We start from the raw sequence: 21,177 nt of genomic DNA on the forward strand, positions 1-21,177 counted from the left end.
CCAACACGCGTCTTGGCTTTCACCTTATACGGGTGCTTCCGGCGTTTGCCCGGATGTGGTGCCAGGCTTCCCCAGTTACTGCACTGGCTCCCTGTTAACAATTCCACCCTCAAGCACAGCATAGGTCTGACTGAGTATGGGGCTTTGCGTTATTTTGCACGCTTACCCACCTAGACTGCCGAATCAGGTTCACTTTCGTTGTGTACTGTTAACTTCCTATCGCTTCCTTCAGACCCTGCCGTTGGCCAGCAACGCCCTTGCGATTCGGATTATCTTCCCCTCAGTCGGGGTGATTCAGGTTTCTTGCAACCTGACGGGTTTGCCAGCTTCGCTGGGCAAACAAAAAAGGCTGCACAAGGCAGCCTTTAAATGTCTGTAACACGACGTGTATTTTACTTCACGCGTTTACTTCTGTTCGTGCTTTTTCATATGAAAATGAAAGCGTTCATGGAAGTAGGCTTGTAGGTGTTCTTCCATTTCCAATACTTTTTCATCAATACGATCACATAGATATTGATCGCTGTTCATTGAAATAACCTTTTCTGTCGCCCATTGTTCAATCTGGATTTTTTGTTCATCAGTGAGCGTTGGTAATGGATTCTGATTCATATGAAATTCTTTTTAACCAGGAAATGTTTCTTTACTAAACGTTAGCATAGGTGAAGTGACTTTGTCTTACCTGAAAATTGATATCTCTGATTGATGAAATTCATGCCTGCATGGTATGAATCAACACGCAGTTGATTTCAAATCTGGATTTACACCTTGTGCTGTTCTGTCAATGTTTTGCTATTAAGATCAAAAACCCTACAAAAGTCATCGACATAACAAGATAAGTCGACTAGTTTGTGGATGCTTAGCGAACAATAACAGGTGGCCTATGGCATATCAGCTCGATGCGCTGGATCTCAATTTAATGCGTTTACTGAAAGCCGTCGTGGAAACGCATAGCATCAAATTAGCGGCAATGCAGCTTGGGATTTCGCAACCCAGTGCCAGTCGCGGGGTCATGAAGCTTAAAGCGGTCTTTGACGACCCGCTGTTTGTCCGAAAGGCTCACGGGGTAGAGCCGTCACCCATGGCGATTCGTTTAGCCGCTGAGTTTGACAATATGCTGCGCCCTCTGGAAAAAGTGCTGCTGGAGTTTGAAGAATTTGATCCGCTGAAATACCAAGGCCAGATTGCCATCGTCACGGATCCTTATCTTATGGACGAACAAGGGCAGCGGCTGTTGAAAAGCTGCCACCAAGCCTTCCCAAAGGCATCCTTGGCGTTTTCTAGCTGGAACGGTTATTCCCACGATGAAATGCTCGAAGGCGTGCACGACTATTGCATTCTGGATCAAGAAACCGAGTTGTCGAAAGATATCTATCTACGCCCGCTGTTTGTTGAAAAACGCGTAATATTGGCTCGCAAAGATCACCCCACCCTTTCTCTTCACCGTAATGACTGGGATACCGTATCTCAACTCCCTTTGGTGTCGTTGCCGGCACCCGCATCGTATAAGCCGCAGTGCACCGTAGAATCAGAGTATCGACGCATGGGTTATGAACCCGTGATCTTACTGAAATCCTATAACCTGCGTGTCGCGTGTCAGATGCTGCTAGAGACAAATGCCATCATGTACGCCAGTCAGGGTACCGCTCATCTGATGCAGGAGTTAGCATCATACCCGATGCCAATCGTCAACCGTGAGTTTAGCCAATTTGTTGTCTCTGGCGGCTATCTGCAAACCTACCGTAACCACCCGCTACACCAACATTTACACCACGTTGTTCAACAAACCTTAAACGCGCCCCTTGAGTAAAAGAGTGGCTCCCTTTCGGCTAGAGATATTCAAAAATGAATATCTCAATTGCCTGTCTTACTCTGCCAGTAAACGCTACTTTAATCATACAAAGTCAGGGAAAGGCGGATTTTTATTCATGTAGCGCTCTCCAGCGTTACAGAACATCATTAATATTCGTCCTTCTCCGTTATTCATATTTTTATTTTGGGGAGAGGATAAATCATGCTCATAGCACGCCTATTTTTATTACTCGCCATTCTCGCTGAGGTCGTCGGTACCAGTGCCATGTCATTGATTGGGCAAAGCGGTGCATGGTGGGGTTACATTGTGATGTATGTGCTGATTTCAGTGTCGTACTATTTTTTATCGTTGGCCGCGAAGAAAATTGCCATCGGTGTAGCGTATGCAACCTGGGAAGGATTGGGGATCACCTTGATTACTCTGGTATCGATCTTCCTGTTTGATGCCAACCTGAATACGCAAGAGCTCTTTGGCTTAGCGCTCGCCATCGTCGGTATTGTGTGTGTCACTTTGGGTGAGTCTCATCCTCCGCTTTCGCCACACGATGAACCTACCGACCCAGCCAGTACGAGAGGATAATCATGAGTCAATTTTTTACGGTTTCATTTGGCTTTGTTGTTCTGGCGGCGTTGGTCGATATCGTTGCCAATATGGCGCTGACTCGCTCCCAAGGGTTTAAACACAAAGGATGGGGGATCACCGCGATTGTCTTGGTACTCGCGGCATTTACCCTGCTGGCGCAAGCGGTAAAAGAGATCGATTTGGCAATCGCTTATGCCTCTTGGGGCGCGATCGGTATCTTAGGTACCGCGATTGGCGGGGCATTGCTGTTTAAACAAAAACTGAAACCGATAGGCTGGTTTGGCATCTTTGTTGTCATTGCCGCGGTGATTGTAATGAAGACGGCTTAATGGGTTTCCCCTTTAAAACTACACAACACCAAGCACTAGGTACTAGCCTACAAAACATTTAGAAATGGGACACCTTCTGTGTCCCATTTTTGTATCTGTTCCACCCACACATCAGATGCTACCCATTAAACCGATGTGACTCATAGTCCGTGGACTCAAAGTCTACACAGTTCGAATATAGCGTTCATATACATAGACGGATTTGTTGTAGTGAACGAACACATTCTAAAGCCCTTCGGTAACCATATAAAATCACTCAGACTAGAGTGTGAATTAAGCCAAGAAGAACTTGCTGCACGATGTAGCCTTGACCGTACTTATATCAGTGGCATTGAACGTGGACGGCGAAATGTCAGCCTCGTTAATATTTTCCGTTTAGCTACTGCGCTTAACACTCCTCCTTCTCAGCTTCTTAATTTTGAAGTCGGGGTTGCAGATGAGTAATCGAGCTTTCTATTCAGCAGATATTGAGACGTTTATTTCTACGGCCCAAGAAGAAATCATCGGTACTTTATCCAAAGTACATACACAACAACTCGAGCATCAACAAACATCAGCTTGGTTTGCTCAAGTAGAGCTATTACAAAAAGAACTTTCAAAACTAAGATGCCGAACCGGCTACATTTTCTTTGAATTTTTAATTCCACGGATGGGACGACGCGCTGACGTGATCATCATTTTAGGTGGCATTGTCTTTGTCATTGAGTTTAAAGTTGGGGCTAATTCATATTATTCTGAAGATCTAAGACAGTGTTTGGGATACGCTTTAGATCTGAAAAACTTCCATCGCGGAAGCCACACCAAAACAATCGTCCCGCTCCTATTATCAACGAAAGCACCACATTCAGAGCTAACTCTGACAATATTCGATGACTTAGTCGTAAACCCGATTTGTACAAATGGCGAAGATTTATCATCGCTATTAGAGCGCATTGCTCATCAATACCCTAATACTCTTTTTGATGCATTAGAATGGGCGCACAGTGGCTACCTTCCTACTCCCACCATTATTGAAGCGGCACAGGCACTATATGCCGACCACGCTGTTGAAGATATTGCTAAAAGTGAAGCTGATACCTTAAATCTTGGCGTCACAAGCAACCAAATTATCGATATCATTCATCAAGCAAAAAGTGAAAAACAAAAAGTTATTTGCTTTGTTACAGGTGTACCAGGAGCGGGTAAGACATTAGTTGGCTTAAATATCGCCAATACCCATTCAAACCCGAAAGATGATGAGTATTCCGTATTTTTGAGTGGTAATGGCCCTCTTGTAACCGTCCTTCAAGAAGCCTTAGCCATTGATAAATCAAAAAGAATCGGGATAACGAAAATCGATGCTCGACGGGAAACATCACAATTTATCCAGAATATTCACCGGTTCAGGGATGAAGCTTTAGATGGTTCTATTCCTCCAGAGAAAGTCGCTATATTCGATGAAGCCCAACGAGCTTGGGACGCAGAGCAAGCCTCTAAGTTCATGCAAACTAAAAGAAGCAAACCTGATTTTAATAAATCAGAGCCAGAGTTTCTTATCGAAGTGATGGATCGGCATCAAGACTGGGCTGTCATTGTCGCCCTTATCGGTGGTGGACAAGAAATCAATACCGGAGAAGCTGGACTTGAAGGGTGGCTGTCTTCTTTAAACGCCCACTTCCCCCATTGGCAAGTCTATTGCTCAGATCAACTATTAAGCGGTGAATACGTATCAGGTCACTTAACCGCTAAAGATTTAAGCCACTTACATAGACTAGATAGCTTACATCTATCCACTTCGATGCGATCGTTTAGGGCCGAGGCGCTTTCTAGCTTCATTCATTTTGTGATCGCAGGAAAAAAAGATGATGCATTCTCTCTATCACTTAGCTTAAAAGAGAAATATCCACTACTCATCACACGTGATCTTAAAAAAGCGAAGCTGTGGCTAAAATCACAATCTCGTGGAATGGAAAGTACGGGATTACTTGCGTCGTCAAATGGAATACGTTTAAAAGCGGAAGGCATTTACGTAAAAAATAAATTCGACCCCGTGAATTGGTTCCTTGGCTCACATGACGATATTCGTTCATGCCACTTCTTAGAAGATACCGCGACCGAGTTTGATGTACAGGGGTTAGAGCTAGACTGGTGCTTAATCGGTTGGGATGCTGACTATCGTTACAATGGTTCTCATTTTGAGCATTGGCGATTCAAAGGCTCTAAATGGCAAAAAAGGCACAAAGACGAAGACCGCCGCTACCTTGAAAATGCCTATCGCGTTTTACTTACTCGGGCAAGACAAGGAATGATTTTGTATCTTCCCGAAGGAAGCTACGACGATCAAACTCGCTTACCCGAATACTATAATGAAACCTATAAATTCCTACTCGAATGCGGTTTTTCTGAACTGTAAACCTGAAGCAAATACGCTTACCACTCTCCCACCAGCAGGCGGCTCTTCACACCGCGGACTTGTAGGCCCATGGCTTCGAAGACGTGTTCGAAGTCTTGGCATTGCGGGGGGATATTGGGCAGTGACAATGCCGCTTCAGAAAAGAAGCGGTGTTGTCGCGCGTCGTCTTCACCCCATGCGAGTTGCCACCAATCTAGAATACGGTGTTTTGACGCTTGCAGGCGATGAATGGTGGGGACTTTGTCGCTCTTTTTGAGATTTTCACTGGCGGTTGTGGGTAGCAAATTCCACTTATCGTTATTCGGCCAGTAAGCAAATGGCAGGCAATGATCGACATGAAATGTGTCTTTCAGTTTGCTGCCACTCCAGACACTGTGCAGGGCTATATCCTGCTTTTGGAGTTCAGTGACCCGCTTGCGTACATCGCGGGTATCATGATCTTTATCGATCCACACTAAACAGTCATGGTAGGTTTGTAGGCCAATATTTCGGACGCGGTTTAACTCAAAGCGCTGCATTTCCAAAATCCACTGGTTGACGACCAATGGTTCTATCCAGGCGTTGTACAACCGGAAACACTCCCACAAGCTTTCGTCGAGTACAAAGCAACCGAAACTGGCCAGAAAGTCACTATCTATAACCAAAGAGTCAAGCGTCTTCCGTCTTTGGCTTGGTGCCACAATCTCAAACAAGCGATTGGTTTTGTCACCTTGATAAATAAAGGTGACCGGCCCACTTTTGATAGTGGCTAACGTGTGAGAAAGCGTTTTTTGCAAGGCTTTGGCTTCCTTGCCGAAGAACATCGCCCCCACGGTCAGATCATCCGCGGCTAAATGTTTAAGTTGGTTCCAGCCATCCTCTTTCACGAACCCTAGCCCTTTGGCGGTATTTGAGCTTTGCTGAATGCCTCCGCTGCCGTCAATATCAATATCCAGCAAGCGCTTGAACTGACGCATCCAATATAAGGCAACCAAACCTGCGGGGATCGCGATTTTACCATCGCTACGATCAATCACTGCGCCCGCATGGGCATCTGCGACACGCAGCAAGGTGCGCAACAGAGCCAGCTTATAAGTAGCGGACTTGCTGTCATTAACAATAATATGGCGTACCCGGTTCAAGTCACCGGAACCATCGTCAGGCAAGCTCATCACCACGGTTTGCCACTGTACCGCATCACGCTTTAAGGCATCGTCGCTATCACTGACATGGCGTACCAATAAGGCGCTGTTTTTAGCTAGCTGTTCGAGCTCTTCAACCGAGACTGCAAAAGACTGGCGAGCGTCATTAAACTCACCATGGCGCAAGGTGATCACCAAGCGTCCATTGGCCGCTAACAAGTTCGATAATTTACGAAAGGCACGTTCACGGTAACTGGGGGCAAGGTGCATCCATACCGCACTGACCACAATACAATCAAAGCGTATGCCGAGGTTTTCCGTTTTCGTTAAGGCGGGTAATGCATCGTTAAGCCAGGTGACTGTTGAATCGGTATGGGTTTGGCCGGCTTGGCGCAATCCATCGCAAGGTTCTAGTGCGATAACGTCACACCCTTGCGCCGCCATCCACTTTGCATCACGACCACAACCAGCTCCGACATCCAACACCCTATCGCCACTGTGCGGCCAATACGGTTGCCAACTTGCGTGAACATCCTCAAACCTGAGTGAGTGATATTGCTGGCAAAGACTCGGGGCATTTTGTTCGTAAAATGAAAGCGTTGCAGACATAATGACAGGTCGATTATTAAACTCATTGCATCATAGAGCAGCGCTAACCCGTTAGCAAACAAGATATATTATGTCTCACGTTAAATGGCTCATCCCGCTCATTTTTCGCGGAAAGACAAATCTCCTCACACTTCCTCCTATGCCTCTATATAATCGCCGCGCATAACCACTACAGTGTGCTACTACTGTTAACCCCTATTTTTATCGGCTTGGACGACGTCCCCAAGCTGATGACAACCTTCAAGGATACTGTGATGAACGTACTTGTTATCAATGGCCACCCTGATTTATCCCAGTCGGTGGCGAACGCCACGATTTTGGCCGATCTTCGCGCGCAGACACCGTGGACTATCCATTCGGTGGCGGGCTTTGCCGGCGATATTCGCGCCGAGCAACAGCGCCTGCTTGATGCCGATGTGATCGTGGTGCAATTCCCCCTTTACTGGAGCACTTACCCAGCGGTATTGAAAAAATGGGTCGATGAGGTGTTTAGCTACGGGTTTGCTTTTGGTCCTGACGGTAGCAAGCTAAAAGATAAGCCATTGCTATTCTCTGTCACAGCCGGTGCCACGCAAGCGTCTTACAGCACCAGTGGGTTTAACTTTCTGCCATTTGAACACTATCAGGTAGCATACGAGCACCCGTTCCGCGCGGCGGAAATTAATATCCTCGACACCATTATTACCTTTGAAATGAACGCGACACCGGAAGAAGGCGGCGATAAAGCCAATACGCTGGTGCTGGCGCAGACCCATGCCGCACGCGTGATTGATGCCGTTAACACCTATCAGGTCGCACGCGCATAATGAGCTGCGCTGGGGCGGTTCGCACCGGCAAAGCCATACAGTTCATTAACACGTTAGTATAATTCGCCCAACAAGCCTGAATTAATAGTGATTGGTACTAAATAATTCCAGATCAGATCATATTAATCACGGCCAATTTCCTTATGATGGGGGGAATTTGGAGGAGCTATCATGGCTAAGATTGATCAGGACCGTTTGGTCGAACACTTTATTGAATTGGTTAAAATCGACAGTGAGTCGGGCAACGAAAAAGCCATCGCTGAAACACTGGCTGAGCAGCTGGGTGCGCTGGGCTTTGAGGTGCACAAGCTGCCCGTACCGGCAACGCTGTCTAACGGCTTTAATATCTATGCCAAACTGGCGGGTAAGCTAGACGGTAGCATTTTGCTAAGCTGCCACATGGATACCGTGACCCCAGGCAATGGCATCGAGCCTGTTATCGAAGACGGTATCATCCGCTCGAAAGGCGATACTATTTTGGGTGGCGATGACAAGTCCGGTATTGCGGCCATCATGGAAGCAGTACGGACTATTCAGGCTGATAACCGTGATCACCAGACCATCGAGCTGGCGTTCACCGTGTATGAAGAAGGCGGCCTGCTGGGCTCACAAGCCTTCGACATGACCAAGGTTGAGTCACAGCAAGCTATCGTGCTTGATAGTGGCGGCCCAATCGGCACCATCATCACCACGGCACCGGGTCAGCAGAACCTCAAGGTGACGATCACCGGTAAACCAGCTCATGCCGGTCTTGCGCCAGAGGAAGGGATCAACGCCCTGACGGTGGCGGCAGAAGCGATCAACAATATGAAGCTATCGCGCATCGATCATGAAACCACAGCCAATATCGGGGTGGTCACAGGCGGTCAGGCGACCAATATCGTGATGCCTTCGCTTTACCTTGAAGCCGAAGCGCGTTCACTGAATGACGACAAACTGCAAGCGCAGGTTGATCACATGGTCGCGACCTTCGAAGCGGCAGCCAACAATCATGGCGCGGCAATCACTATCGAGTCAACCCGTGCTTACAATGCCTTTGGTGTGGAGAGCACCGATCCGCTGATTGAAGGCATTAAAGCGGCGTTTTTGGCTAATGGCATTGAGGCAATGACCAAGTCAACCGGCGGCGGTAGCGATGCGAATATCTTTAATGCGAAGGGCCTGAAGACGGTTAACCTGTCTACGGGGATGTCAAAGGTTCACACCACGGAAGAGTTTATCAAGGTTGAAGATATGGCCGAAATCAGCCAGTTCATCTACTGCTATCTAACCCGTTAAGCATTTTTAGACAATAAGCAGGGGGATCCCTGCTTATTGCTGTGCTTTACCGCAACACCCAATAATCATCGCTTAACGTAGATTCCCCTCTAGAACCTCCTTTTGTGCTATTCCTTTTTGCGATATCGATTTAAGGTATACACGGTGACTTTACCTTCACGCTATGTCGACGAATTTGCGGCCAATCAGGGCTGGCACTGACATGAACGTCAAAAAAACACCACTCGATTGTCACTCAATTGACGTGATTGATGGCGTTTCTCTTTTTGCTATAGTTAAAAATAAAAATCATTAAAAACAACAGGTTAAATAACAAACTGATAAAAGCGTCAATAATGACACAAACTACTGTTAAATCTATCAAAAAATGAAAAGGTGATCCTGCTTCAAGTCGGCGCGTAAATTTCGCTTAATTTGATTCTAAAATTTTGTGCCATTTATTTCCCATCTGTAAAATTCGCGATATTCCCATGCCGTAACCAATCGCATTTTTTATACCCGAAGGATCCCTTTCTCGTTGTTATCAGTACAATCAATATGACTTTTACGAATGCATATAGCATCGACCCAATTTTGAAGCAGGAAGCAAACAGTATGGAATATTTAGAGCGAATTAAGCGATTAGCAAAAATCCAGGGAATCAGCCAAAAACAACTCGGTGAAGCCCTTGATCTTCAGCAAGGTACCATGAGCCGTAAACTATCAGGCAAATATGGTATTGAAGTTCGCGAATTAGAAAAGATTGCCGAATCGCTTAGCACCTCAATCAGCTACCTACTCACAGGCCAAGTTGATACCGGTACACAAGCAACAACAACCATTAACAATGCCTCTGATCAAGGAACAACCAGCACCTATATTCCAATCATCCACCGCAAAGATTTTATGTCTTTTAGCAACGGTGCCACTGTGGATGTGGTCAGCAAGCGTGCGATCCCTCAACACCTGGTGCGTGAAGAGTGCTTAGGCCTACTGGTTGATAATGAAAATATTGCCCTTTGTGCGCCAATCGGTAGCTATGCACTGGCAACCAAAACGGCATCTTACCGTCCGAAGCAGCCAGTATTTGCATCGGTACGCGGCAGTGAGCCTGATTTCTACCACATGACACAACTGGCAGATGGCGTGGTATTTTCAACCTCTCAGCCTGATTTCCCGAATTTATTTGTGAACAACGGTGAATTCCAGATCCACGGCTTCATCATTCAGTCTGACTGGGCTTACGATCGTTAAATCCATCTGCTCTGCTTGCTGTAACTGCTCAAATGGCGGCGTGACAACACGCCGCTAAAACGTACAATAACCGGCATTCTCATTCTGGATGACCGCTATGCCAACGATTATTGTCGCTTCAACCAATCCCGCTAAAATTTCTGCTGTTGAAACCGCTTTTACCCAAGCCTTTCCTGATCATGCCTTTGAGATCCAGGGGATCAGTGTCGTCAGCGGTGTCCGTGATCAACCTATGTGTGCAGATGAAACCTTACTCGGCGCACGTACACGTGTCGTCAACGCCCGACAAGCTCACCCGAATGCTGATTTCTATGTCGGTCTGGAAGCGGGGATGGATGGCGCATTAACGTTCGCCTGGATGGTGATCGAGAGTGGCGATCAGCGCGGCGAAGCCCGTTCAGCCTCATTACCGCTGCCACCAGCGGCGTTGGCGAAGCTACAGCAGGGGCAAGAGCTCGGGGATGTAATGGACGACATGTTCAATCAGACCAACATTAAACAAAAAGGCGGCGCTATTGCGATGCTGACTAACCACCTACTAAGCCGCAGTTCGGTGTACCAGCAAGCCCTGATCCTGGCATTGATCCCGTTTATCAATCCGAGCTTGTTTCCAACCGCCCAGCAGTAATACCACACTAAATCCGCTTTACCCCGGCGAATGTACAACGGATAAAAAAATACCCCTGACTAACATCAGGGGTATGTTTATCCTCACACCGAAAAACAATTAACGACTCGGGCGTTGTTCATCCAATAAACCAGATAACCACCCCTTGATCTCATCATCATGGTGTTTAAGCTCATTTGACCCGCGAGTGATGGTTGCCACCCCCACCCCGAGCAGTTCACTGATCTTGCGCTGGCTACGATCGCCATTGAGCAATTCATGCAAAATATTCACACGGGATAGCAATACTGAGCGTTCATCAGGGGTCAGTAATAACCTTAGCAACACATCCTCTTTTTGCTCAGATGTTGCCTGGCGTAAAATATCAAGAACCTGTTGCCACTCAGTAAATTCCGGGGTTTCCTGGATATCCGACATGTCATCCTCTTTTGCTGTACTCGTTATCAAGTACTGATTCTATCCCTTTACGCAGGGACAACCTAGCCCCTGCCAAGAAATTTCCACCTAGTACTTCGCCTTGAGCTCATTCGGTTGCAATAACGGGATCGCCCTGTCGGTCAACCCGCCGTAATACACCTCAAACATCAGCACATTTTGCACATAACCGCGGGTTTCATTAAACGGGATGGCTTCAATAAAGGCATACACATCCAGTTTGCCATCAGTGCCTTCACGCCAACTGTCTACCCGGCGAGGGCCGGCATTGTAAGCGGCAAAGGCAAAAACACGGTTATTGTCGTAACGCTCCAACATCATTTTCAGATAGCCGCTTCCTAGACGAATGTTCACGCCGGGATCAAGCAAACTGTCTTTACCCTGATAGTTTCGACCTAGCTGCTTGGCGGTTTCTTTGGCGGTTCCGGGCATCAGCTGCATCAGGCCGCGAGCGCCAACCGGCGACATTGCTTCGACATTCAGTGCACTCTCCTGACGGGCCAATGCCATCATGGTGGTGACGGGCAGATCACGCTGCTTACTGAAGAAATCAAACCACCACTGGTGGGCAATGGGGAAACGCAATGCAATGTGATCCCACAATTTACCGGCTATCGTGGCCTGCACCGCCAGGTGGTGCCAGCGATGAGCAGCAGCATAAGCTGCCATTGCGACAATTTCGTCATTATTCATACCCTGCAACAGGTACTGCCATTCCCGGCCCGCTGCTTGCAGTTTATCGAGAGCGATAAGCTCTTTGATCCGCACCAATGTTTTGCTGTATTGGGCAGTAATGCTTTTATCCTGGGTCGCCCTTTTGATGTCATACACAATCGGCTTACCCAGCACCGTCGCGGCGGCGGCACTGTAGAAATTGCGCTGACCGAGGAGTTGCGTATATCCCTTATCGGCTTTTTCTTTGTTTCCGGCCCTTTCATCTAACCGGGCTTGCCAGAACTGCCAGCGCGTGGTTTTTCTTGCCGATTCAGGCAGACGCTTGAACCAGCTTGCAACCGCTTGCCAGTCATCTTCTCGCATTGCTTGGCGGATCCGCCGTTCAAGCAATGACACACTGCGGGTTTTGGCTAACGCCTGATCCCGCCATTGCTGCAACGCTTCGTCATCGCTGGCCATCAGCCGACTGGCAGTGTAGTCCGCCAGCAATTGCTGTTGCACGACACCAAAATGCTGCCCCTGCATGGTACGGGGATATTGCGCAATCGCGTCATTTACATCGCTACGCACCAGCTTTTTATACGCCAGTATGGTCAGCTGCTGGTTAAACGGCGTCACTTTACTGCGCTTGGCAAAGTCAGCGACACCTTCTGGTTTATCAAAAAGTGCCAGCACCTCTTGCCCAGTTTGCTGGCTGTTACCGGTTAACTGTTTATCCAGATAGATCAGACGGCTACGATTACCTTCACTATATACCAGCAGCATTCGCTCCAAGATCAAAGCATTGGTACGCAGGCCGGCCTTTTGCCACTGATCCAGTAACGGATCACAAGCCGACAGGGTCGATTTCCCGGTTAACCATAAGGATTTAGCCCCTTTCCAGGCAACGTCTTTCGCACCTTGCTGGCTCTTAGCATAGTAATAATGACACTGCAGCACTTGGCTGCGGGGCGGCTTAGGCTGCAGCTCAAGAAAGTCCCCCCAGCGATTTGTATTGGCCAGGTGTGTCAAATAACGCTCTTTGATCGTGCCGCCAAACGGCAGCTGCTGAAACTCCGCCAAGAAAGCCTCGACGTGTTCCGGCGATTTATCGAATAACGATTGTGCAAAGGCCCGGTAATCCAAGTATGGCACCAACGGGTAACTATCCAGCTTGCTTCGTAAGTTCTGGTAAGCATTAAGATCCTTGTCTGCCAACGCCTCCTGTGCCTGTTCATACCACGTCCGTTGCTGATCCAACGTATCCGCATGAGCCTCTGGCATCAACATCAACCCGATAGTTATCATCAGGCTTGGCCATATTTTCCGACTTTTCTTGCTATGCACTGCACCATCCCATTTTTCTGGTTCACATGGCCGTTCGGGCCAATCATTAACAGTGTTATATTGCATATAATTTCATAATCCACAAGTCACAGCACATAAGGTTGGACTCACATCAAACCCTATCAATATTGTGTGTATCGCCAATGACAATCACTCCTTATTCGGGTAACTGTCAATCCAGCGGGTCTGTATTGAGCTTAATACCAAACGCGGTCATTGCCTGCCTGCATCACGCATTCATCACCAAAATTTGTAGTGATATCACTGTCTGTAAAAGCGATTTACATATCCGTACTGTGATCCGGTGCGCGAAGGGAGATTTTCCATTTGGTATTGCACCTTAATTATCAACATTGCTGTTAAACTCATGTCCAGAACAGGTAAAATACATCCCTTTCATTTAGTTTAGAGATCGCAAACGGCTATGGCTGAATACGTCTATACCATGTCGCGCGTGGGCAAAATCGTCCCACCCAAGCGTCAAATCCTAAAAGATATATCATTGAGTTTCTTCCCTGGTGCAAAAATCGGGGTATTGGGTCTTAACGGATCCGGTAAATCATCCCTGCTTCGTATTATGGCGGGGATCGATACCGACATTGAAGGTGAAGCTCGCCCACAAAAAGGCCTGAAAGTCGGTTACCTGCCACAGGAACCTGTACTGGATGAAGAAAAAACCGTGCGTGAAGTGGTTGAAGAGTCCGTTGCGGATGTCAAAGACGCGTTGACACGCCTTGATGCGGTCTATGCGGCCTACGCTGAGCCGGATGCAGATTTTGATGCGCTGGCCAAAGAACAAGGCGATCTGGAAGCGTTAATCGCGACCAAAGACGGCCACAATCTGGATATGCAGCTAGAGCGTGCGGCAGATGCCCTGCGCCTGCCTGAATGGGATGCGCCAATTAAACACTTGTCAGGTGGTGAGCGTCGCCGTGTAGCTATCTGTCGTTTGCTACTCGATAAGCCAGATATGCTACTGCTTGATGAACCGACTAACCACTTAGATGCAGAATCAGTTGCGTGGCTTGAGCACTTCCTGGTCGATTACAGTGGTACCGTTGTGGCGATCACCCACGACCGTTACTTCCTGGATAATGCAGCAGGCTGGATCCTGGAGCTTGACCGTGGTGAAGGTATTCCATGGCAGGGTAACTACACCTCGTGGCTTGAGCAGAAAGATGCGCGTTTGCAGCAAGAATCTTCTCAAGAAAATGCACGCCAGAAAACCATCGCTAAAGAGCTTGAGTGGGTTCGTCAAAACCCTAAAGGCCGTCAGGCGAAATCGAAGGCCCGTATGGCTCGCTTTGAGGAGCTGAACACCACCGATCACCAGCGTCGTAACGAAACCAACGAACTGTTCATCCCGCCGGGTGAGCGTTTAGGTGACAAAGTGCTGGAAGTGAACAACCTAACCAAATCATTTGGCGACCGTGTTCTGATCGACAACCTGTCTTTCAGCATGCCTAAAGGCGCTATCGTCGGCATTATTGGTGCCAACGGTGCGGGTAAATCAACCCTATTCAAGATGCTTAGCGGCGTAGAGCAACCCGATGCCGGAACCATCGAGCTGGGTGATACGGTGAAACTGGCCTCGGTTGATCAGTTCCGTGACAGCATGAATGACAAAAATACGGTCTACCAAGAAATTTCTGAAGGCGCGGAAATCATCCGTATCAATAACTACGAAGTACCAGCCCGAGCTTACGCATCGCGCTTTAACTTCCGTGGTAGCGATCAACAGAAACTGATTGGTGATCTATCCGGTGGTGAGCGTAACCGTGTTCACCTCGCGAAACTGCTAAAAGCGGGCGGCAACGTATTGCTACTCGATGAACCGACCAACGACCTCGACGTCGAAACCCTGCGAGCCCTGGAAGAAGCGTTGCTGGAATTCCCTGGCTGCGCCATGGTGATCTCGCACGACCGTTGGTTCCTTGACCGTGTGGCGACCCATATTCTTGACTACCGTGATGAAGGTCAGGTTAACTTCTTCGAAGGTAACTACACCGAATACACCGACTGGATCAAGAAAACATTGGGCGCGCAGGCTGCCGAGCCTCACCGCATCAAGTACAAGCGTATGACCAAGTAATTGGTGATATTCGTTTAACGCGTGTATATAACGCGCGTAAAAAAATACGGATAAAAAAAGGGCTGCTTAACGCAGCCCTTTTTCATGAGAAAATAACGGATCAGAAATCGATCACATCGCGACCCGCTCAAAAGCACTCAGTGCTTCTTGTAAGTCTTCGACCGCAATGATCTCTATGCCCGTGATCTGACGGCTAGCATTGGCCTTTGGCACAATCGCACGGGTGAAGCCTTGCTTGGCGGCCTCTCGGATCCGCTCAACCCCGTTGGCTGCCGGCCGGATATCGCCATTAAGACCAATTTCCCCAAACACCAGTACATCCTGTGGGATCGGCGCATTCTTGAAGCTGGAGAAAATTGACAGCAACACAGCTAAATCCGCCGATGTTTCCTCAATTTTGATCCCGCCGACACAGTTAACAAAAATATCCATGTCCGACAGCATCACCCCACCGTGGCGGGCCAGAACGGCAATCGACATCGCCAGACGGTTCGAGTCATACCCCACCGTCAGACGGCGCGGATTTTCCGTCACTGAGTTATTACACAACGCCTGAATTTCCACCAGCAATGGCCGGGTTCCTTCCCACAATGTGGTACAGGCCGATCCCGCATGGTTTTTATCCGACCGGCTGAGGAACAATGCCGACGGGTTTTTTACCTGCTTCATTCCCGATTCTGTCATCGCAAAAAAACACGATTCTGAATCCGCGCCGAATCGGTTTTTCGACGTACGCAATACCCGAAACTTTTCATCGGCGGTCGATGACAGTGCAAACAAGCCATCGACAATGTGGATCAGCTGCATCGGCCCCGCGACATTGGAATCTTTATTGATGTGACCGACAATCATGAAGGTCACTCCTTCTGTCTTCGCAAAGCGGGTCAACGCTGCCGCCGACTCCTTCACCTGACTCGGACTGCCCGCCGCGGAGTCATTGTGGGCAACGGTCATGGTCTGGATCGAATCAATGATCACAAATTCAATTTTATGCTCATTGATGTGGTGCAAGATCTGCTCTACCGACGTTTCAGCTACCACATGAATTTTATCAATGTTTGGTGTTCTTAAGCGCTGGGCACGCTGCGAGATCTGATGAATGGATTCCTCACCCGACACATATAACGCGGACTTTGTCCCCGCAACGGCCCCGATGCTTTGCAGTAACAGTGTTGATTTACCGGCGCCGGGATCACCACACAACAACAAGACCGATCCCGGTACGATACCCCCACCAAACACACGGTCTAACTCGGAAATCCCCGAGCTGTAGCGCGGCAGATCTTTGCTCTCAACTTCAGACAATTTCTGTATTTTGGTCGCCGTACCCGCATAACTGCTCGTCACTGCGCCAGTGCTGGCTGTAGTACGGATTTTCGGTACTGTGAACTCCGTTATCGTATTCCATGCGGCACATGCGCTACACTGCCCCTGCCAGCGGGGAAAATCTGCTCCACAATCACTGCAGACATAAGCGCGCTTGGTTTTCGCCATGATTCACCTTATTAAATGCCACAGCAGTCAAAAAATGGCTGCTGTGTTAAGAAAAAAATACCCTACTCGTTGATCTCGCACTCAACTTTTAGGGCAAAATACCGATAATTAACGAATAACTTAATCATAAATAATATCTATGTTGCTCGATGACCACAAAGGATTGATTGAAAAGCTCATCCCTGCCTATGGCAGTGATGACTTCGACTATGTTTTTCAAATGATGACCGAGGGCGAGGATGCGCCGACCCGCCTACAGATCAAGATGGAGCTCCGTCGGATCATGGCACCTTGTCATCAAATCGTCGATCTTCGAGGCAGAGTCAACGGTGAATGCCGCCCGTATCAACTTAACGGCCTGCAGCATTGGCTCGATGATGTCGCGATCAATACCTACCATAAACGCATCAAACTCTTCGATGGTAAGTTTCGCGTCGGCTTGTATGAAGCCTTAATGAATACGCATAATAATTTTCGGGTCATGCACCGACAGAAGAAGCATCCCCCACAAGCCGTACATACAAAGGCTGAACGTGATACCCAGTTTGATACCCCGCTGCTGCGTTTTGGTCACTACCTTACCCGCAACGAAAACCGGCTGCAAATCGGAACACCGGTCAATCTAGTGCTTCCTTTTCGCCAAGAGGTTCATGGATTCACATCCGATTTATCCTATTCCGGCGCAAAATTCAAAGTGCCTGCCGCATTCAGATATAACCTCGGCATGACGGTAACAGCTTATTTTCCTAAGCTGGCCGAGGCGCTCAATGATAACCAGCTGATGCAGGGGCTGAACTACCGGATCTTAGGAATTGATGAAAACCAAGAGAATAACAGCTACAAATGGTTACGGGTTAAAATCACCAGTGATAACACCATCATCAAATCGGCCATTGATCAGAGTTTGTCACAAAGCCGTGCCCGCCAAAATCATGAAGACAAAGTGATCCAAGTCCGCACCAAAGGCTATGAACACTGCTTCCTCAAACACAGCTCTGGTATGCCGCTGTTCTTTGCCGGTTCCACCTTGAAATATAGCCTGCTAACCGAGCATAACCGCCATCTTTGGCAAGACTGGCACGATGACAGAAATCAACCGGTGATCAACCATCTGCTGTCACATGACCGTATCGCAAGCTTAGGTAAGGCAGGCCTCAAACAATCGAGCACGCTGATCTACAGCTTCAGCCACGAACATGATAACAAAACGTTTTTCTACTCGGCAGCGCAGTCTGAAATGGATGGGGCTCAACGTCATCTGTTTTGGCATATCGGTGCCCAGCGTGACAGCTGGCGGGTATTACGTCTGACCCTGCAGCCTATCGAGCCAGAAGACATTGAGTGTTTAAAAGACATCGCCCCTGAAATGATTGATCAACTGGCCTCGCTGACACATATCGGGCAACTACAAGATTTGACCAACCGTCATGCTCAGCACGATTATCGCCGGGCGAGCAAACCCCAACTTGCCAGCAGTGCCCTGCAGGAGTATCGCCACCCGCGTAACCCTGTTGCTACGGCCAAAGCGATTTATTTTGATCCGAAACCGCAGCGCAGCGAAGACCGCTTTCTGTTTAATACGCCGATCCTATTCCACACGGCTGAACATCACCAGATAGCCGGAAACAGTATCGACTTCTCATCCCGCGGACTGAATCTGACACTGCAATCACCCTTGCCCGTGCGCCGCAATGACGAGGTCAGCATCAGTTTCCCACAGCTACAAAAAGCAGACAGGAAGGCTCCGCTGAGTCATGTGCCTTATAAGGTGATCCGGATCAGTCCGGATTGTTGCCAGATCCAGCTAACCACCGGGAGTGGCGAGCTGGCGGCCAAAAGTGAGCTGTTTTTACGTAAGTTGATCCAAAGCAATGGCAACAAGTTGATTCTAGAAGAAGAGCAACTCCCCCATGGGGAACTGCTGATGGCCATGCACCAAATGCTGCTCAGCCGACTTAACTGTGTACCTTATTTTGCCGAGAAAGTGGATTATAAGGTCAAGCTCAAAGCGCTTGGCTGTAATTTCCCCTACCCGCCGTTAGTCAAACTGTTTAATCAGATAGCCGAAGGTAAAGGCTATTCACTGGAACCCTTATTTCGTAACCGGCTTAAACGTATGCTGGCTGAAACCATGCGCCCAGTTGAGATCCGCCACCCTTTTATTCATGAACTCTACCTATGGGTCCAACACCGTAACAACCACCTTACCCATATTGAAGCCAAGCTACTCGATGAGTTTGACAGCACAAATGCCCGAATAAACTTTATCAACCATGCAAAATCTAACGGCGAATTTATGGCGATTCGGGTAACAGCGGTGCCAGTACGCAGCCCGATGACCGCACTGATCGGTCAGGAATTAGGGGAATTGGCCCGACGAACCCTTCACCGGGCACGCGCACTGGAGAATGAACTCAGCTCCCTCATCGGCTGTGGTGAGCTCCACGATATCACCGATGAGGTGCTGATCAGACTGGAAATTAAATAATCGCCACCGTTCAACGACGCTCGGGACTTACCAGTCCAGTTGCTGAGGCAGCAACGAAACAGACAGCAAGCATATAACAGCACCGAGATCGGCGTAACGAACCGCGACTGGTGCTGCTTTTTCCACTTTGGGTTTCGCATGATACGCAACCCCTAAGCCAGCAGCATTAATCATGACCAAATCATTAGCCCCATCGCCAACCGCAATGGTGTTATGCAAAGCAATGCCATGCTCCTCAGCCAGTGCGTGTAAGATCCTGGCCTTCGCGTTAGCATCAACAATCTCGCCCAATACCTTGCCAGTGAGCTTACCGTCGATGATCTCAAGTTTGTTCGATTGAGCGTGCGCCAACCTTAACTCTTGCTTAAGGTGATCAGAAAAATAGGTAAACCCACCGGAGGCAATGGCGGCTTTCCAGCCGTAATGATGAAGGGTTGCCACCAGCTCTCGCAGCTCTGGCATCAACGGTAGTGTCGCTCGCACGGTTTCAAGGATGGAGGCATCAGCCCCCGCCAGCGTTGCCACACGCTGACGCAAGCTCTGCTCAAAATCCAGATCACCTTGCATGGCCCGCTCGGTGACCTCTGCCACTTGCGGCCCAACGCCAGCAAGCACCGCAATCTCATCGATACATTCAATTTCAATCGCCGTTGAATCCATATCCATCACGACCAGACCGGGTCCCTGTAAATCAGGAACATCACGCACATCCGCAATATCCAGCCGTTGGCTGATCACGCATTGCTCCAGCTGTGCGGAATAAGCTGTCGTCGCCAGCAAGCAATCATAACGGCCCACTTTCCAGGCCGCCGTTAATCCTAATGACGCCCCCAGCAACGCTTCTATCTGAAGAATCATCTGTGGGCTGATGGATTCACCGTAAATCAGCGTTTGCGAGCGGCTACGATCGAGGTTATTGGCACTCACCACTGACGGGTAACGCTGCAGTAAAGAAGTATGTTTCCTTATTTTAAGCACTTATAAATCATCCATGTTAAAGTAAACGCCTTGTCACACGTTACCCTATTGCAAATTACTTGGGCAAGTCTAAAGATAATTTTGGCACCGTATGTAGCACAGAGATGATGAAAATAAAAAAAACTCGTTTTCAAAAAGCATGGCAGCTTTTCGTTTTGTTCGGTAGCTTAGCGGCTGTGATCACCATGCTGGAATTTAGCGCAGAGCTGACCCAACGTAACTATCAGGCACTGAGTGGCCAGACTCAGCAATTATCCCGCTTAATGGCCCGCCAGGCAGCAGAAACGGCTGCGATGGATATCATCGAAAAAGATCAGGAAAAGCTGCAGACACTGGTGAAACAACTGGTCAGCGAACCCTTGATCCTCGATGCCACGATTTATGATATCGAAGGGGCTACCGTGGCAAAAAATATCGGAGCCATGCCTCTGACACTCGTGACTGGTCTCTCAACACCACTGTCGGTTGGCAGCTTTGGTCGTCAGCAGCTGGTTGAGCCGATCATGAATCAGAACCAGATTGTGGGCTTTTTACGGCTGACGCTCGAACACGATAAAATCCTCTCTGAGACTCAAGCAGAACTCGCTCAGACTACCAATATGATCCGTGGCTTGATCTTAACCGCCCTAATGATTGGCTTTTTGATTGCCTTCACGTTTGGTCGTCGTAAAGACATCTGGCACTTCCCGTTTCTATTAACTGCAAACAGCAAAGAATAGCGAATCTCGAGGGGCGAGGGAAAGCAGGAGCGAGGTACGAGGTTAGAGGAAAGGCAGGAACGAGGAGAAGCAAGAATGGAAAAGCAGGGTCGAAAAAGATCATTACGTGTTATTTCGCTCTTTCTAGCCCCTAGCTTCTGCTTTCCCTAGTCCCTGCTTTTCTTCGCTACTCGTCCCTCGAA

Annotated in this window: 18 protein-coding genes; 12 read left to right on the top strand and 6 right to left on the bottom strand. The window is 48.5% G+C overall.

Features of this window, described 5'->3' with window-relative positions; all coding sequences use genetic code 11:
• Nucleotides 1–405: 405 nt before the first annotated feature.
• Nucleotides 406–609 (bottom strand): hypothetical protein, encoded by a 204-nt coding sequence (locus L4D12_RS22220; RefSeq protein ID WP_428450016.1) that lies wholly within the window; start codon nt 607–609, stop codon nt 406–408.
• A 271-nt stretch (nt 610–880) separates the two neighbouring features.
• On the opposite strand from L4D12_RS22220, the gene L4D12_RS22225 reads away from it, so the two are divergent.
• From L4D12_RS22225 to L4D12_RS22245, 5 genes are all read left to right on the top strand, one after another.
• On the top strand, nt 881–1,807 hold the full coding sequence (locus L4D12_RS22225) for a LysR family transcriptional regulator (RefSeq protein ID WP_428450017.1): 927 nt from the start codon (nt 881–883) through the stop codon (nt 1,805–1,807).
• A 204-nt stretch (nt 1,808–2,011) separates the two neighbouring features.
• Entirely contained in the window at nt 2,012–2,389 is a 378-nt protein-coding gene (locus L4D12_RS22230) for an SMR family transporter (RefSeq protein WP_428450018.1), read from the top strand.
• A 2-nt stretch (nt 2,390–2,391) separates the two neighbouring features.
• Nucleotides 2,392–2,721 (top strand): SMR family transporter, encoded by a 330-nt coding sequence (locus L4D12_RS22235; protein WP_428450019.1) that lies wholly within the window; start codon nt 2,392–2,394, stop codon nt 2,719–2,721.
• Nucleotides 2,722–2,931: 210 nt separating this feature from the next.
• Nucleotides 2,932–3,165: a helix-turn-helix domain-containing protein gene (locus L4D12_RS22240; protein WP_428450020.1), complete on the top strand. Its 234-nt coding sequence runs from the start codon at nt 2,932–2,934 to the stop codon at nt 3,163–3,165.
• Entirely contained in the window at nt 3,158–5,113 is a 1,956-nt protein-coding gene (locus tag L4D12_RS22245) for a DUF2075 domain-containing protein (protein ID WP_428450021.1), read from the top strand. The genes L4D12_RS22240 and L4D12_RS22245 overlap by 8 nt, the downstream gene beginning before the upstream one ends.
• Before the next feature lie 17 nt (nt 5,114–5,130).
• On the opposite strand, the gene L4D12_RS22250 is transcribed toward L4D12_RS22245, so the two are convergent.
• Complete coding sequence (locus L4D12_RS22250) at nt 5,131–6,843, bottom strand: class I SAM-dependent methyltransferase (RefSeq protein WP_428450022.1); 1,713 nt, start codon at nt 6,841–6,843, stop codon at nt 5,131–5,133.
• A gap of 254 nt (nt 6,844–7,097) precedes the next feature.
• Between L4D12_RS22250 and L4D12_RS22255 the strand changes: the two genes are divergently transcribed.
• The 4 genes from L4D12_RS22255 (at nt 7,098) to yjjX (ending at nt 10,788) form a co-directional block, all read left to right on the top strand.
• Nucleotides 7,098–7,649, top strand: coding sequence for an NAD(P)H-dependent oxidoreductase (locus tag L4D12_RS22255; RefSeq protein ID WP_428450023.1), 552 nt, complete (start codon nt 7,098–7,100; stop codon nt 7,647–7,649).
• Between the two features lie 171 nt (nt 7,650–7,820).
• Nucleotides 7,821–8,927, top strand: coding sequence for a M20/M25/M40 family metallo-hydrolase (locus L4D12_RS22260; RefSeq protein WP_428450024.1), 1,107 nt, complete (start codon nt 7,821–7,823; stop codon nt 8,925–8,927).
• Nucleotides 8,928–9,521: 594 nt separating this feature from the next.
• Nucleotides 9,522–10,160 (top strand): helix-turn-helix domain-containing protein, encoded by a 639-nt coding sequence (locus L4D12_RS22265; protein ID WP_428450025.1) that lies wholly within the window; start codon nt 9,522–9,524, stop codon nt 10,158–10,160.
• 97 nt (nt 10,161–10,257) lie between these two features.
• Complete coding sequence (yjjX, locus tag L4D12_RS22270; protein WP_428450026.1) at nt 10,258–10,788, top strand: inosine/xanthosine triphosphatase; 531 nt, start codon at nt 10,258–10,260, stop codon at nt 10,786–10,788.
• Between the two features lie 99 nt (nt 10,789–10,887).
• On the opposite strand, the gene trpR is transcribed toward yjjX, so the two are convergent.
• Nucleotides 10,888–11,205: a trp operon repressor gene (gene trpR, locus L4D12_RS22275; protein WP_428450027.1), complete on the bottom strand. Its 318-nt coding sequence runs from the start codon at nt 11,203–11,205 to the stop codon at nt 10,888–10,890.
• A gap of 87 nt (nt 11,206–11,292) precedes the next feature.
• Entirely contained in the window at nt 11,293–13,290 is a 1,998-nt protein-coding gene (gene sltY / locus L4D12_RS22280; RefSeq protein WP_428450028.1) for a murein transglycosylase, read from the bottom strand.
• A 358-nt stretch (nt 13,291–13,648) separates the two neighbouring features.
• Between sltY and ettA the strand changes: the two genes are divergently transcribed.
• A complete protein-coding gene (ettA, locus tag L4D12_RS22285) occupies nt 13,649–15,316 on the top strand; it encodes an energy-dependent translational throttle protein EttA (RefSeq protein ID WP_428450029.1) in 1,668 nt (555 codons plus the stop codon).
• A 111-nt stretch (nt 15,317–15,427) separates the two neighbouring features.
• Here the strand turns inward: ettA and radA are convergent, their stop codons facing one another.
• Nucleotides 15,428–16,810, bottom strand: a complete 1,383-nt coding sequence (gene radA, locus L4D12_RS22290; protein ID WP_428450030.1) for a DNA repair protein RadA — start codon at nt 16,808–16,810, stop codon at nt 15,428–15,430.
• Nucleotides 16,811–16,949: 139 nt separating this feature from the next.
• Between radA and L4D12_RS22295 the strand changes: the two genes are divergently transcribed.
• Nucleotides 16,950–19,298, top strand: a complete 2,349-nt coding sequence (locus L4D12_RS22295; protein WP_428450031.1) for a PilZ domain-containing protein — start codon at nt 16,950–16,952, stop codon at nt 19,296–19,298.
• A 27-nt stretch (nt 19,299–19,325) separates the two neighbouring features.
• On the opposite strand, the gene serB is transcribed toward L4D12_RS22295, so the two are convergent.
• Nucleotides 19,326–20,276 carry a phosphoserine phosphatase gene (serB, locus tag L4D12_RS22300; RefSeq protein ID WP_428450032.1) on the bottom strand — a complete coding sequence of 317 codons (951 nt, stop codon included), beginning with the start codon at nt 20,274–20,276 and terminating at the stop codon, nt 19,326–19,328.
• A 104-nt stretch (nt 20,277–20,380) separates the two neighbouring features.
• Between serB and L4D12_RS22305 the strand changes: the two genes are divergently transcribed.
• Nucleotides 20,381–20,995, top strand: coding sequence for a YtjB family periplasmic protein (locus tag L4D12_RS22305; protein ID WP_428450033.1), 615 nt, complete (start codon nt 20,381–20,383; stop codon nt 20,993–20,995).
• The last annotated feature ends 182 nt before the right edge of the window (nt 20,996–21,177 follow it).

It is taken from the genome of Photobacterium nomapromontoriensis (assembly GCF_050336815.1).
Taxonomy (GTDB): domain Bacteria; phylum Pseudomonadota; class Gammaproteobacteria; order Enterobacterales; family Vibrionaceae; genus Photobacterium; species Photobacterium nomapromontoriensis.

What these genes read in the sequence shown, in the direction of transcription:
- L4D12_RS22260 (WP_428450024.1), top strand. Translation starts at nt 7,821, where the DNA reads ATGGCTAAGATTGATCAGGACCGTTTGGTCGAACACTTTATTGAATTG.
- sltY (WP_428450028.1), bottom strand. Translation starts at nt 13,290, where the DNA reads ATGCAATATAACACTGTTAATGATTGGCCCGAACGGCCATGTGAACCA.
- ettA (WP_428450029.1), top strand. Translation starts at nt 13,649, where the DNA reads ATGGCTGAATACGTCTATACCATGTCGCGCGTGGGCAAAATCGTCCCA.
- L4D12_RS22250 (WP_428450022.1), bottom strand. Translation starts at nt 6,843, where the DNA reads ATGTCTGCAACGCTTTCATTTTACGAACAAAATGCCCCGAGTCTTTGC.
- L4D12_RS22235 (WP_428450019.1), top strand. Translation starts at nt 2,392, where the DNA reads ATGAGTCAATTTTTTACGGTTTCATTTGGCTTTGTTGTTCTGGCGGCG.
- yjjX (WP_428450026.1), top strand. Translation starts at nt 10,258, where the DNA reads ATGCCAACGATTATTGTCGCTTCAACCAATCCCGCTAAAATTTCTGCT.
- L4D12_RS22245 (WP_428450021.1), top strand. Translation starts at nt 3,158, where the DNA reads ATGAGTAATCGAGCTTTCTATTCAGCAGATATTGAGACGTTTATTTCT.
- L4D12_RS22220 (WP_428450016.1), bottom strand. Translation starts at nt 609, where the DNA reads ATGAATCAGAATCCATTACCAACGCTCACTGATGAACAAAAAATCCAG.
- L4D12_RS22305 (WP_428450033.1), top strand. Translation starts at nt 20,381, where the DNA reads ATGATGAAAATAAAAAAAACTCGTTTTCAAAAAGCATGGCAGCTTTTC.
- L4D12_RS22230 (WP_428450018.1), top strand. Translation starts at nt 2,012, where the DNA reads ATGCTCATAGCACGCCTATTTTTATTACTCGCCATTCTCGCTGAGGTC.
- radA (WP_428450030.1), bottom strand. Translation starts at nt 16,810, where the DNA reads ATGGCGAAAACCAAGCGCGCTTATGTCTGCAGTGATTGTGGAGCAGAT.
- L4D12_RS22265 (WP_428450025.1), top strand. Translation starts at nt 9,522, where the DNA reads ATGGAATATTTAGAGCGAATTAAGCGATTAGCAAAAATCCAGGGAATC.
- L4D12_RS22225 (WP_428450017.1), top strand. Translation starts at nt 881, where the DNA reads ATGGCATATCAGCTCGATGCGCTGGATCTCAATTTAATGCGTTTACTG.
- L4D12_RS22295 (WP_428450031.1), top strand. Translation starts at nt 16,950, where the DNA reads ATGTTGCTCGATGACCACAAAGGATTGATTGAAAAGCTCATCCCTGCC.
- L4D12_RS22255 (WP_428450023.1), top strand. Translation starts at nt 7,098, where the DNA reads ATGAACGTACTTGTTATCAATGGCCACCCTGATTTATCCCAGTCGGTG.
- trpR (WP_428450027.1), bottom strand. Translation starts at nt 11,205, where the DNA reads ATGTCGGATATCCAGGAAACCCCGGAATTTACTGAGTGGCAACAGGTT.